Origin of the sequence: Marininema halotolerans, assembly GCF_900116235.1 — a bacterium.
Lineage (GTDB): Bacteria > Bacillota > Bacilli > Thermoactinomycetales > DSM-45169 > Marininema > Marininema halotolerans.
In genome coordinates, this window is record NZ_FPAA01000003.1 from 195627 (window position 1) to 209225 (window position 13599).

At 42.9% G+C, this 13599-nt stretch carries 13 protein-coding genes; 8 read left to right on the plus strand and 5 right to left on the minus strand.

Annotated elements, in window-relative coordinates; translation table 11 throughout:
* Window positions 1–74 precede the first annotated feature (74 nt).
* The 3 genes from CHX35_RS05270 to CHX35_RS05280 form a co-directional block, all read right to left on the minus strand.
* A complete protein-coding gene (locus CHX35_RS05270) occupies window positions 75–1607 on the minus strand; it encodes an FG-GAP-like repeat-containing protein (protein WP_091834989.1) in 1533 nt (510 codons plus the stop codon).
* Window positions 1608–1859: 252 nt separating this feature from the next.
* Window positions 1860–2687, minus strand: a complete 828-nt coding sequence (locus tag CHX35_RS05275) for an alpha/beta hydrolase family protein (protein ID WP_091834992.1) — start codon at window positions 2685–2687, stop codon at window positions 1860–1862.
* Between the two features lie 105 nt (window positions 2688–2792).
* On the minus strand, window positions 2793–3185 hold the full coding sequence (locus CHX35_RS05280) for a DUF3862 domain-containing protein (protein ID WP_091834995.1): 393 nt from the start codon (window positions 3183–3185) through the stop codon (window positions 2793–2795).
* Between the two features lie 403 nt (window positions 3186–3588).
* On the opposite strand from CHX35_RS05280, the gene CHX35_RS05285 reads away from it, so the two are divergent.
* Window positions 3589–4827 carry a right-handed parallel beta-helix repeat-containing protein gene (locus CHX35_RS05285; protein WP_176391899.1) on the plus strand — a complete coding sequence of 413 codons (1239 nt, stop codon included), beginning with the start codon at window positions 3589–3591 and terminating at the stop codon, window positions 4825–4827.
* A gap of 158 nt (window positions 4828–4985) precedes the next feature.
* On the opposite strand, the gene CHX35_RS05290 is transcribed toward CHX35_RS05285, so the two are convergent.
* Window positions 4986–5222, minus strand: a complete 237-nt coding sequence (locus CHX35_RS05290; RefSeq protein WP_091835001.1) for a DUF3977 family protein — start codon at window positions 5220–5222, stop codon at window positions 4986–4988.
* Window positions 5223–5471: 249 nt separating this feature from the next.
* On the opposite strand from CHX35_RS05290, the gene CHX35_RS05295 reads away from it, so the two are divergent.
* From CHX35_RS05295 to CHX35_RS05325, 7 genes are all read left to right on the plus strand, one after another.
* Entirely contained in the window at window positions 5472–6038 is a 567-nt protein-coding gene (locus CHX35_RS05295) for a hypothetical protein (protein ID WP_091835004.1), read from the plus strand.
* A gap of 99 nt (window positions 6039–6137) precedes the next feature.
* Window positions 6138–6986, plus strand: a complete 849-nt coding sequence (locus tag CHX35_RS05300) for a hypothetical protein (RefSeq protein WP_091835007.1) — start codon at window positions 6138–6140, stop codon at window positions 6984–6986.
* A gap of 597 nt (window positions 6987–7583) precedes the next feature.
* A complete protein-coding gene (locus CHX35_RS05305) occupies window positions 7584–9416 on the plus strand; it encodes an HSP90 family protein (RefSeq protein ID WP_176391900.1) in 1833 nt (610 codons plus the stop codon).
* Window positions 9417–9419: 3 nt separating this feature from the next.
* Window positions 9420–10541: a hypothetical protein gene (locus CHX35_RS05310; RefSeq protein WP_140413554.1), complete on the plus strand. Its 1122-nt coding sequence runs from the start codon at window positions 9420–9422 to the stop codon at window positions 10539–10541.
* A 40-nt stretch (window positions 10542–10581) separates the two neighbouring features.
* The gene (locus CHX35_RS05315) at window positions 10582–11763 is read left to right on the plus strand and encodes an FAD-dependent monooxygenase (protein ID WP_091835016.1); all 1182 of its coding nucleotides are present in this window, start codon (window positions 10582–10584) and stop codon (window positions 11761–11763) included.
* 176 nt (window positions 11764–11939) lie between these two features.
* Window positions 11940–12536, plus strand: a complete 597-nt coding sequence (locus CHX35_RS05320) for a hypothetical protein (RefSeq protein WP_091835019.1) — start codon at window positions 11940–11942, stop codon at window positions 12534–12536.
* Between the two features lie 115 nt (window positions 12537–12651).
* A complete protein-coding gene (locus CHX35_RS05325) occupies window positions 12652–12909 on the plus strand; it encodes a hypothetical protein (protein ID WP_091835022.1) in 258 nt (85 codons plus the stop codon).
* Window positions 12910–12962: 53 nt separating this feature from the next.
* Here CHX35_RS05325 and CHX35_RS05330 read toward each other — a convergent pair whose 3' ends face one another.
* Entirely contained in the window at window positions 12963–13439 is a 477-nt protein-coding gene (locus CHX35_RS05330; protein WP_245838663.1) for a DinB family protein, read from the minus strand.
* Window positions 13440–13599: the final 160 nt, after the last annotated feature.

Sequence of the window (13599 nt, forward strand, 5' to 3'; positions counted from 1 at the left end):
TTAGTAGCATAGAGCCTGCAGACAAAGGCCCTTGATTTAGCTCCTAACCATTTTAGTCGTTGTATCCCACTCGCCTATTCTTCTTGGAAAGGGATGACTGTAACAATAAACGAACCGGTACTAGCATTTCCGTTAGAATCTGAAGCAGTACAGGTAACGGTAGTGGAACCTACAGGAAAGAAGGAACCAGAGAGGGGCGAACAGGTGATGGTAATCGTTCCTGGGCAATTGTCCGTGGCAGTGGGATCGACGTATGTCACGATTGTACCTATATTATTATTGGCTTCGATTTCAATATCATTGAGACCTGAGAGAACCGGTGGTTCGGTATCGATAACGGTGACGGTAAAAGTACATGCTTCGGTATTTGTTGGATTGACATTACTGGTGGCAGTACACGTGACCGAAGTTGGGGAGTCGACTTGGACGGTATCGGGATTACAAACCGTAATCACATTAGGACATTGTGCGGTCGTTGGATCGGGGACGGTCGCTTCACAGGTCCCAGGATCGTTTTCCAGCGTAAGATCAGAGCAGGTGAGGGGATTGACGCAGCTATTGAGTAAGATAGAGACAGTAGCATCGCCACTATCGGAAATCGCCAAATCGAGACTTCCGTCGTTATTAAAATCCCCGGTTGTGATTCCGTCGGGTCCAGTTCCCACAGTAAAGGTGGTTTGGGTGGCAAAGGAGCCATCTCCATTGCCTAACAATACCGATATGGTCGTGCCAGAATTTTCAACCCCAAGATTGGTAACCGCCAAATCGAGGTTTCCATCGCAATTAAAATCGCCCGTCGTGATTCGAGTGGGTTCAATCCCAACGTCAAAGGTGGATTGAGTAGCAAAGGAGCCGTCTCCATTGCCCAATAAAATCGATACCGTATTATTATTGTTATTAATAACCGCTAAATCGAGGTTTCCATCATTATTAAAATCCCCCACGGTAATTCCCTCGGGTGCATCTCCTACGTCAAAGGTGGATTGAGTCCCAAAGGAGCCCGCTCCATTGCCCAATAACACGGAGACGGTTCCAGAACTAAAATTGGTCACCGCCAAATCGAGGTTCCCATCATTATTAAAATCCCCCGTGGTGATTCCTTCGGGTCCAGTTTCCACAGTAAAAGTGGTTTGGGTCCCAAAGGAACCGGCTCCATTGCCCAATAACACGGAGACGGTAGTGCCACCATTAAAACCATTATTAGCCACCGCCAAATCAAGGTTTCCGTCATTATTAAAATCGCCGGCAGTGATTCCATAGGGATTAGCTTCGACGGTAAAGGTGGTTTGGGTAGCAAAGGAGCCATCTCCATTACCCAATAACAGCGAGATGGTAGTAGTGGAATAATTAGTAACCGCCAAATCGAGATCCCCATCGTTATTAAAATCCCCAGTTGTTATTTGAATGGGAGTATTTCCAACGGTAAAGGTGGCCTGGGTGGCAAATGAACCGGTCCCATCCCCCAATAATACGGAGACGGTAGCGCTACTAACGTTGACCACCGCCAAATCGAGGTTCCCATCGCTATTAAAATCACCGGTGGTGATTCCAATTGGATTACCTCCTACATCAAAGGTGGTTTGTGTGGTATATGCAGGACAAACCATGTTCGTTTCATCCCCTTTAATTCAATGGATTTTACTGAACAGCCAGGAAAACATCCGATAGGAGCACCAGGATAAAATAAGGGGCAAAGCCAGAAAGAAAACGCTTCCTACTTCATCTTTCCCAATGTATGTCTCAGTGAAAAATGGGTGTCATTGGACAAATCATAGCGAAAGAGCCATGGACGAGTAAGGCTTTGTGGAAGTGTCCATGACTCATATGTACATACATTCATCGGTATGGGTTTGCTCTCTTTACTCAGAAAATAACGTTTCCAGTGAATCAATTACTGACTTCCAAGCGGATGACGCCGGATCAATTAGCTGAAAGTGTTCCGCTTCTGGAAGTGTCAGTAAGCGAACGTGGGCACCCTGTTCCACTGCCTTCTGGTGATATGCAATACTTAACTCAACGGGAACGTGGCGATCCAGTTCACCATGAATTAACAGTTGAGTGGCAGGGATGGGCAGTTGTTCAATGGGTGATGCCAACCGATACCGATCAGGTACTTCATGAGGCGTTCCATCAAGAAAGGAGGATACGAGACTACCATCCAGCCCACTTTCCAGATGAATCTCCCATGTTCTTTTTAAGTCGGTAATTCCTGCCAAGCTGATTACATGCTTGATAGGGATACGTAGTGTTTTTTCGAAGGCATCATTTTGTGTGTGGTTACGGGAAGCCAACCATAGAGCTAAGTGACCGCCAGCGGAGTGTCCAAGGATCACAATACGAGAAAGGTCTAATGGATAGCTCTTTTCAAGCTGAGTTAACTGATTGATGGCATCGATCACATCGTCAAAGGTCCCAGTCCAACCTCCTCCATTTTCCCCGACTCGGCGGTACTCAATGTTCCAAGTTGCATAACCACGGCGAGTTAAATCCTCAACAATGGGATCATTTAATTCCAGCCCATATTTGGATTGCCAGAAGCCACCATGAATGGATACGACGATGGGGCTTCGTCCAAGGGAAGTTGGCAAGCGGAGATCACCATATTGGGATGGATGATTTCCATAAGGGATACGAAAGGAAGAGATCTCTGACAATGGTACATCCCCATTTCTATATGGATTGGACATAAATCATATCCTTACCCCTAAACGTTAACATAAGGGAGTCTACTTGTAGTGATTTTTAAAGGGAAGGGATAAAAAACTGAGCAGGTTGAACTCTACTCGGTTTTTTTACTCCTTTAAACCAAATTGACTCTTCGAGTCAACTTGATCTTCTTGGAAGATGATCGATGTATTGCTGCCATCGTTATTCATCCAATCATAAATGGTGGTCTTGATTCCGCCCACTTCACTATTACTGGTTTCTTCCCCGTCTTGACCAATGATTTTTTTTACTTCCTCATACGTCATACCTGGTTTGACTTTTTGATACTCTTTGTAAGTTGCAATTTTCCCATCACTCGATTTAGCAGAGGCGCCTTTGCCAGCAGGAGTTTCTAAATCCTTCTTTATGGCTTTATCAGCTTCATCGACAGCAGCACCACCAACCAAGGCGATACATGCAACTCCAAAAAGACAAAACCCTACGAAAACCGATCCAGCAATCATCAAAAACTTTTTCATTGCACGTCTCCATTCTGAATGTTAATAAAAATCCCATCATTCTATTATCGTAGACAAATGTTGTTTTTTGTTCAATAACATCAAAAAATAGTATTTTTTTCTTATATGTCAATTTTATAGTTTATGGACAGCTTGATGCTGTATAACCGTGGCCTTATATATTTCTTGAAATTCACCTATCTGGCTGGTGTCTTATCTGGTTCAACATTACAATCTTCGGTAATTGTTATTTTTCCTGAGGTGTCAATTAAAAAGATGATGGTCCTCAGACTGATTCCAGAGAGACTATGGTCAAAAGCGGGGTCAGAATCTCATCAGGTTGCATATTCAAGTGGAAATAGGGATGTACTGCTTTCATGTTCGTGGCCTTTGAATACGATGAATGACGTTTGGAAGAAGGGACGTGAGAAAAATAGGCGGGACGTGTAAATGTCGAGGCGCCCGTGGCCCACGGGGATTTCAAGGTCCTCGTGGTCCGCGGGGACCACGGGGGCCAACAGGCCCCAGTGCAACTTGTGATTATAGAGCCTGCACTGTGGATACATCCTGTGGTGGGATTTTCCCTTGTTCTCCACCGACGGGTGACACATTAACAGTTGGACCTGGACAGATGTTTGCAACCATCCAAGCAGCTGTAACTGCTGCAAGTAGTGGAGACGAAATCTTAGTATTTCCGGATACGTATGCAGAACAGGTGACGATCCCTGTTGGAAAGGATAATTTATTGTTAGTATCACAAACGCCACAAGCAGCTATTATCACGACTCCGGCTGGGGGAGTTGTGGGGAATTTTGCCCTAGTCACAACCAATGCACAATGTACTCGAATCAGTGGCTTTACAGTAACGGGACCTTCCGTAGTGCAAGGAAATTTAAGAATCGGGATTTATGTCACAGGTGGAGGATCGGCGATCATTGATAATAATGTCATCACTGACATCAGAGATAATCCTTTATCAGGCCTTCAGCAGGGAACAGGGATCAATGTCGATGTGGGATCCGCCATCGTCGTTGGCAATACCATTACTTCCTATCAAAAAACAGGCATTCGAATTAATGGATCGGGAACCTGTAGCGCCGTATTAAATAATACGGTGACGGGAGTAGGAGCAACCCCTACGATTGCCCAAAATGGGATTCAGATATCTCGTAGTGCAACAGCCTTTGTACAGGGAAATACAGTTACCGCCAACATTTATACAGGGGCTAATTTTATTTCTACAGGAATCCTATTGTTTCAAGTGGTAGCAACGGCACCGGTATGCGTCCAATTTAATACTCTCTCGAATAACGATGCGGGACTCGCATTGGCTACGACCACGGAATCTTTAGTCCAAGGGAATACTTCCTCGAATAACACCCAATTCGGTATTTTTGTTCAATCCGACTCCTTTAATAATGTTTTCATACGAAATACCGCACAAGATAATCCGACCTTTGATATTGAAGATGATTCGGTCGGTTTGTTATCTGCTTTGACAGCGAATGTCTATTTATGCAATACGTGTACTACCGATAATAAAGACGGTGCAATCTGTGCATCTACAAGCCCATTGCCTACATCCATTCCAACAACAGCAGAGGTGTTAGACCTTTTTGCTCCCGCATCGATCCCTGCAGTTCCACCAGTTTCCGAAGGATAGTTGGCTTGGGAAAGGGTACGTGGCAATCAATCGTCAGAAGAGATCTTATCCATCGTGCTTAGTGCGCGAGGCATGTTAAATCAGTCCATAAAAATGTAAAAAGGGGATTCGTGTATTTAATACTCGAAACCCCTTTTCTTCTATCCACTCTAATCCTCTCATCGACTCGTGACTCCCAAGATAAATTTAAATTTGTTTCGGTTTTTTTGGGTTCTTTTAAATCCATCCCTGGAATCTAGGATGAAAACGGTCTTTCCTACCCAAACCCTTAGATAGAGAGATTGAATGATAATGGGCTGTTGAACTCCTTTTTCCTCATATTCAATACCATCACTTCCTTCTGTCTCCGTTCGCAACCACCATTTGTTTCCAATGCCGAACTCAATGTATTTCAAATGCCAGACCCCCACTTTTATAATGAACTGCTTTAGCCAATTATTTTTTCCTTTGCTTTTTGATAAAGAATGGCTAACCTATGTAAAGGGATATCGGATAATTACATATCTAATTTTCAATCGATGCAATTTCAAATTGTATGGATCGTTAGCATGTAATTACTATATGGTAATATCTTATTTGTGAATTTTGGTGCTTAAGGTTCCCGTCGGATGCCGACGAGATTAGTGAATGGAGGAATGCATTAAATGGATCGGGATTACTATGAAAAAATCCATAACATTTCTAATGAGAAAAAAGAAGAAATTAAGGTGTGGTTAAAGCGGCATATTTTTCCGGAAGATTCGTTAGAAGATCAATACTTTCAAACGAACAAGGTTTTATATCAGTTGAATTTTAATACGTTTTACAATCCAATGGAAGCCATTATTCATAATCATCATCCGGCTCCATTTTCATCAAAAGAGTTAAATGACGCTATACGTCAAGCTTGTATTGATTTAGAACTAATTGAAGGATGTCATTTTTTTAAAGTAATTGTCCATGATGGATTTGGCAGTATGACGGACACGGTTGGACATTATAGCTTGAAAAGATGCGGTTCATTCCCCTTATCCCCTTTATATCAGCATTTAAATGAAGATATTGTAAATGGTGGGGAGGCAGGTTGTACCGGTTTACTTGGTGTGAACAAAGATTGGATGTTGACCATTGAAGATGGGGGTGAGATTACCTTTAGAATTCATGGTACACCCGAGTTTTGTGATCGAGTTACCAGATCGATCAGTGGGAAAATCACTGAATCAGAGATCTAAATCGTGCGAAATATTTATAAAGGTACTACTTCCTCCTCTTTCCCGTAAATCCTGAATAATTACCCACTTTGAAAGAAAAAAATAAATAGGTGGATGAAAATGAAATCAATAATTAAATATGTATACACTGTATTGATTCTTGTGTTGATTAGTGGGTGTTACCAAGCAAAATCTTTAGATCACAAGAAGCCAGAAAAGGCACATCAAAAGCCAGAAAAAGCACATGAGAAGCGAGAGAAGCCACATCGTAAACTTTATGTGAAAGAGGTCGAAGCCAGTGAAGCTCCTATTAAAGAGAGGAAAACACCAGAAGAAGCCGTGATCCATCAGGTTAAATGGAAATTATCCAATAAAAAAGTGGTGCAAGCCAAGAAGCAGCATGTTTTATATAATGTTACCTATGGTAATCAAGGGATTACAGTGGTCAAAGTACCCGCTACCGATACTAACTATTTTCTTTTTTCACAGTTTCCCAAAAAGGATCATGAAAAAAGACGTTATTGGGCAATCAATGGTGTATATGATTTTAGCATTGGTGAGATGGAAACCGATGCAAAGGGGCTTGCCTTGCCCTTTGAAAATTTTGTTGATGGAGAGTTTTTAATTGACGATGACGATAAAGACAAGGTTTGGGTGTTTGCTAATGAGAAGTACGTCATCACGATTGGAAAGTATGAGATTCCTCCTCTTGATCCAGAAAAACTGAATGGGAAGCCACAATTTCTATTCCCCTTAGAGAGTTTTTCTCCGAAAGATCCTAAACGCGATCCGATTCTCAATGAGGGTAAGCATTATCTATTTACGGGAACAAAAAAGAATCCGATTCTTTATTATCGTGAGGAAGGCTTTCTCATTTGGATCAGTGGGAATGTTTCAGCTAAAGCCATTAAAAAGCTTGCTGCCTCTTTACCGAAGGCTACTCATTTGGAATTCCCTTATTCGAAATAGAAAAAGAGCATCACCCATGTTTTCCTGAAGGTAAGTAGGTTGGAATCAACGTGCAAGATAAATCGATGGAAATAGATTAGCGGAAACCTCTTATCAATAAATGAGAGGTAGTCACTTAGGATGATGTTCACTTATCTAAAAATAAATCCCCAAATTTACGGGGATTTTTTTTTGATGGGTTGATTATTTAGAAGGGGGTTCTCATGTAAGATCCTATCATGCATACCGTGCTTTTAAGCCAACGACCATGGGTGTTAGTGGCTACTCTTGGGATATAACAGGTTAAATGTTGTGTGTAATGGAACAAAAGTAATAGTTAATGGAAAGTGTAGATCAATTAAACATCGATGAATCCTCTGTAATGACTTTTAAATGCATGATTTCTTCTAAAAAAATGGTGTGTTAAAGTGATTTATTTTCATTTCTATGATTATTGATATTCTCATCTGGTAAAATGAAGGGGAGAAAATCAGGATGAAACCTGATGAAGAGGTTTCCTCACAGGTAAGCTAATACTTTATTGGCAACATGGCTACTTTTTCAATTTTGAGTGGTGATTGAAGCGATGACCAAGATACATAATGGAGGGATATAACGTTGCAAAAGTATCAATTCCAAATTCATTTAGGTGGAATTATCGATCTATTAAGTCATCATCTGTATAGCGGACCCCAGGTGTTTATCCGTGAACTCATGCAAAATGGGGTTGATGCGATACAAGGGCGAAAGTTAATTGATGAAGAGCATCAAGGGCGCTTGGATATTCAAGTGGTGAAGGCAACAGGGAATCAACAACCGTCCCTCGTATTTGAAGATAACGGAATTGGGTTAACAGAAGAGGAAGTTCATCGCTTTCTTGCAACGATTGGCGAAAGCTCAAAACGTGCGGACCTCGCCAAACAACGCAATGATTTTATTGGCCAATTTGGTATTGGCTTATTATCTTGCTTCATGATTGCTGATGAAATCTTAATGATTACCAAATCCGCGCGACAGGGAGATCATCCTGCCGTGGAGTGGCGTGGTAAATCCGATGGAACCTATGAAGTACGCTTGCTAGAGACCCATGTCTCTCCGGGAACGAGGGTGTATCTGCGCGCCAGTCAAGGAATGGAGAACTATTTTGATATTGAGCAAGTGGGTAAATTAGTGCATCATTTCGGAAACCTTTTGCCGATACCGATCGATCTTTCTGAAGGGGATCGGAGGAAACAGATCAATGACCGTCGCCCACCTTGGGAGGGAGTCTATTATTCTTCAGATGAGGAACGACGCTCTTATTTGGAGTATGGTCGTGAACTGTTTGATCAGCAGTTTATAGATTATATCCCCCTTCGTACAGAAACCGGCGGGATCACAGGAGTTGCCTATGTGTTATCCCAAGCGACCCGACCTAAAATGAAAAGCCGTCATCGGGTGCATTTGAAAGGCATGTTGTTATCCGATCAAGTGGAAAATTTACTACCCGACTGGGCAGTATTTGTTCGTTGCGTGGTGAATGCGGAACAACTCAGACCGGTGGCATCCCGAGAAGGATTTTATGAGAATGAAGAGTTAGAGGCGACTCGAACTGTATTAGGAGAAACGTTACGTAACTATTTAAAAGGGTTAGCGGATCAAGCACCCCAACGCTTACAGGAAATCATTAATCTGCATCATATGGCGATCTGCTCGTTGGCTTCTGAAGATAAAGAATGCTTCCGAGTGTTTGGTGACTTTATTTATTTTGAAACCACGTTGGGTCGCCTGACACTCGGGGAATGCCGGCAACGAAATGGCATTTTGCGATATGTTTCAACTGTGGATGAATTCCGGCAAATTGCACAAATTGCCGCATCACAAGGGCTTTGTATTCTCAATGCGGGCTATGTTTATAATCAAGAACTTCTTTCGATGCTAAAGCAAGTCGACCCGGATGTACAGGTAGATAAATTGGATGCGGCGAGTCTGACCAATCATTTGGAGGACTTAACATTGGATGAGCGGGAAGGGGCCTTTTTACTCCTCCGTACTGCAGACCTTACGTTACATCCCTACCGTGTTGCATCGGATATCAAAAAATTTGAACCCGCAAGTCTGCCAACCATTTATACATCCAATGAACAGGCTAATTTTGCAAGGCAGACCCGGCTGACGAAGGACATCGTAGACGATACGTGGGGAGGCATTCTAAATAGTTTTGAAAATGAATTTACGAACAGTCAATATGCGGGGCTTTGCTTTAATTTAAAGAATCCATTAATCAAGCGTTTGACAAAAGTCGAGGAAACCTCCGTTCTTAAACAAGCGATTGAAATGTTGTATGTTCAAGCACTCCTAATGGGCCATCACCCCCTTTCTGATAAGGAAATGGCCTTGCTCAATCAAGGGTTATTGGGAATGATCGAGTCGGTTGTAGAAAAAAAAGAAGATCCTAATAATGAGGTGTGAATGATGAGTAGTGATTATCGTCAGCAACTCGAAGAAATGTACGATAGCGTGGTGGGTGAATATAGTGATCGTGCAGTAGCTGTTTTGGAGGAAGTTGTTCGGATGGCTGATGTTCATCAAGATGTTGAATGGAGCTTTTATGCAAGAGAGGCGTTAGTGCAGTCAGCTACCTATAGTGGCCATGGGGATAAAGCGTTAGTTGCCTTTAGCTGGATTCTCGCTCAAATCGATAAGAATCCTGAGTATGAAGATGAGTTTGAAATGGATCATCTGTTGTGGGTATATAAATGGATTGCTGATAGTTTACTTGGATTTAGCCATATTTCAAAAGCGCAAATTCTTGCCATTGTTGAGGATATGGATCGCCGTTACCGTAAACAAGGGTTAAGTTTACGTGCGGTGGAAAACATTCGTTACAAAGTTGCTTGTGAGTTTGCTGAGGAGGAGAACGTACAAAAGCATTTTAGTCGCTGGGAAACATTACCGAAGGATGGATCTCAGGATTGTCTTGCGTGTGAAACAAACTTTGTCGTTAATCACTACCTATTTCGTGAAAAGAACTTGGAGCAAGCATTGCTAATCGCTCGTCCACTGTTAGAGGGAGAGCAATCGTGTCATAGTGTACCAGGAAGGACCCAAAGCAACCTCATGTTGGCGTTATTAAAAGCGGGCCGAATGGATGAAGCGGATCAGATGCAGCGTAAATCGGAAGGGTATGCGAGTCATAATGGGGATCGGATACATTCAGCAGGAAAACATCTTCAGTTTTTAGCATTGACGGACCAGCTGTCCCGTGCTTTACGTATCTTTGAAAAAATGGTTGCCTTTGCAATAACCTCTCGTGAGGAGCGTAATCGGCACATGTTTTTTCGAGGTGCACGATTATTGTTCATGAAGCTGATGGACCAGGGTCATCGGACTGTGAAACTACGGTTAGCGACAGACTTTCCAGTTGCCTGTGATGAACAAAATCAATATCCGGTGCCAGAGTTAGTTGATTGGTTTACTCATGAAGCCGAACGCGTGGCTCATTTATTTGATGCCCGAAACGAAACGGTTTCCTATGGTGAAGAATTAATAGAAGATCTTGCTCTGTTAAAAGAGTCATACCCCCTTTCTACCTGATCCCTTTGTGAGCATCTCGATAAGTAAAATCCATGTCTAATTGCAAGGAGGGCTCCATATCAAGGTTCTCATCGTGGGTGGCGGGATTGCAGGACTTACCCTAGCGGATGGTTTGCATCGAATGGGACATTCTGTGACCATTGTCGAAAAGTCAGCTAAACTCCGTACAGAAGGCTTTATGATCGATTTTTTTGGGCCGGGTTATGAGGTAGCTGAAGAAATGGGCTTACAAAATGACCTGGAGAAGATTCATTATCCGATCGAATCGTTAAAGTTTCTGAGCCCTGAGGGGGAAGAGAAGTTTTCCCTTTCGTATCAGTCGTCGATACGTAGGATGTTTCAGGGGAAGCATTACAACTTCATGCGGGGAAACCTAGAGCGCCTTTTATATGATCGTGTAAAAGGGCACGTCGACTTTCTCTTTGGAACCACAATTCAATCCTTTGAGCAAGATGCTGATCACGTCAATGTAACCCTTTCTAATGGTCATTCTCTACCCTGTGATTTGTTGGTGGGTGCGGACGGCATTCAATCCAGAACAAGGTCATTAACCTTTGGAGAAGATCCATCCTCTCTTCATTTTCTAGGTTACTATACGGCTGCATTCATTTTGGATAAGCAAGGGATGGATGAAAAGTATCGGAAATCCTTCTACATGTTGCCGCGTCCAAATCGACAGATTTCAGTTTACCCTATCGATGAGGGGAGACTGGCCACTTTCTTCGTGTATCGATCCCCTCGGTTGGAGGAGCCAATCACTCGAGAAGTCACTGCTCGGGAACTGCGGCACCATTATGGGGATCTAGAGTGGATGGTCCCAGAGCTGTTATCCATGGTGGAGACAGCGTCGGATCTGTACTTTGATGAGGTTTCCCAGGTACGGTTGCCTAAATGGACGAAGGGACGCGTGGTACTGATTGGAGATGCCTGTCAAGCGGTTTCATTGATCGCAGGACAAGGGGCTTCCATGGCGATGGCTGGTGCTTGGGTTCTCTCTCGTGAAATCGAAAAAGAACCGAATCTTTTCGCAGCATTGCAAAACTATGAGGAATTGATGCGCCCTCCGATTGCCAACATCCAACAATCCGCCCAAAAGCTTGCGAAATGGTTTGTCCCGGAAAACCACTTAACCCTGTGGCTTCAAGAGTCCATGATGCGATTGGCTGTTCTTCCGCCATTTAGACGGTTCGTCAATCTGAACCGAACGAAGTTGCCTAAATGACTGCAATCAAACAAGTGAGTGCTTTTTTGAAGCTGCACTTGCAAGAACAATTGCTAGAGAAGAGAACCCGATTTCATCGGATCGAGAATCAAATCATTTCCCATTGACTTGCAAGCACAAGAATCATGGGTTTTTCATATAAATGGAACATGTGACCATGGTTAGGGGTGATTTGGGTGAGCCGAAACGTAAAAAAAGGGACACGGCGGAAACCGGTAGCAAAAGGGAGCAAAGGGATCCAAAAGGCGAGTGGTTTGAAAAAAGTGCATCCCTCATCCATTTGCACATGTTGCATTGCACCCATGCAAAAGGCATTAAGTCAAATCGTTGGTCAACAAGTTACGTTAGTGACAGAGGCGGACCAACCGAATCGAGAGCTTCTTTTTCAGACAGCAACGATCCAAACGGTAGATAACTACCTGGTCTCCATGGTAAATGAGTCGTTAACGCATGTTGTCAGCATCTGTGATGTGGTTGCCGTATTATTTAATACAGGTCCTATGATGGCATTAGCACAACCGCAAGCAAGTAAAGGGGAATGCTTGTGTAAAGAGAGACCCTTTCGGGAGCAGTTTAATACGTTGATCAATATGCCAATCGATGTCACGTTTAAGAATGGATTGGTTTTGAAGTCGGGCATTGTATTACGTACAGGGGAAGGCACCATCTATCTGCAATCCAGTGATGCCACGCAAAGTTGTGTGGCGTCCATTGAAAAGATGAGCTACTTTACAGAGGCAAAAGAGAAGAAAGGATCGATCGTGTTATCCTAAAGGGTGGCACAATAACCCATTCAAAAAACGTGGGGGGGCAGCCTACGTTTTTTTGAATGGGTTATAAGAACGGGATGGATGATCGTGTATACTAAAAAAATAATAGAGTTCGATAGTGGAGGTGGACATAATTCCCTATATTATTAATGGAAATTTAGCGATCGTATGGGCATTGGCGATGGTGTTGTTAGTCCTGTCGATTTGGTTATGGGTTCGTATTTTTGTGAAGGGGAACGATGATGGCGAGTGGCGTCAGAAAGATACAATGGACAAGGTGATTCATTTTGTTTCGGATGTAGTAATTGGTACGGTTTTAATCGGTACAGGTTTTTTAAGTATAGGAACTATGCTCATGATTGTAACAGGGAGTTAAATATAAGTGCCTCCCATAGGGGGGGCACTGAGCTTGATTCTAGTGATGATTTACTAGGCATTTTGAGGTTCAGGATGCCATGCTTTTTGCAATTTTCGCAGGGTGACCATTTGTCCAGTGTGATAAACATCGTGATGAATGATGTTGCTAATGTGCTGCCATAATGGAGAATCGGATGTATCGTTGCTAAAATCCGTTTCTCTCATGGTCTGAAGTTGATTAAGAAGGTTGTCATTGAGGGTTAACATGCGATTAACGAGTTGATCCCAGTCCGCTTGGCTGTGGCCCGAGGGATGAAACGTTTCCTCATTACTTAAGGAGTAGTCGGTCTCCTTCCCTTGCAAGCGAAGAAATAGTCGTTCTTTGTAATAAAGCATGTGGGAAGTGAGTTCCCAAATAGAACTGATGTTTTCTCCTTCAGGTTTCCATGAGGCTTGTTCCGCAGTTAATCCGGCGAGTGCTTGTTTTAAGGAGATAAACCAATCGTTGGCCTGGGAAGCATTGTTACATTCGTGAAGGATTAGATCCATACTGTTCACCATGATTCCTCCTTAGGTGTTGATGCGTTTTTTTTCATCCCAAAGGGGTTCGACAGATGGAGGGTTCATCCTGCAAAAAAAGGTATATGGTTTGGAATTCTTGACTTGGGTAAATGATCGTGCTACGATTTTGCTAATTATTTACACAGAG

Bases quoted from the DNA above. Each gene is read 5' to 3' on its own strand.
- CHX35_RS05330 (WP_245838663.1), bottom strand. From the start codon at position 13,439: ATGGATCTAATCCTTCACGAATGTAACAATGCTTCCCAGGCCAACGAT.
- CHX35_RS05280 (WP_091834995.1), bottom strand. From the start codon at position 3,185: ATGAAAAAGTTTTTGATGATTGCTGGATCGGTTTTCGTAGGGTTTTGT.
- CHX35_RS05300 (WP_091835007.1), top strand. From the start codon at position 6,138: ATGAAATCAATAATTAAATATGTATACACTGTATTGATTCTTGTGTTG.
- CHX35_RS05275 (WP_091834992.1), bottom strand. From the start codon at position 2,687: ATGTCCAATCCATATAGAAATGGGGATGTACCATTGTCAGAGATCTCT.
- CHX35_RS05295 (WP_091835004.1), top strand. From the start codon at position 5,472: ATGGATCGGGATTACTATGAAAAAATCCATAACATTTCTAATGAGAAA.
- CHX35_RS05310 (WP_140413554.1), top strand. From the start codon at position 9,420: ATGAGTAGTGATTATCGTCAGCAACTCGAAGAAATGTACGATAGCGTG.
- CHX35_RS05270 (WP_091834989.1), bottom strand. From the start codon at position 1,607: ATGGTTTGTCCTGCATATACCACACAAACCACCTTTGATGTAGGAGGT.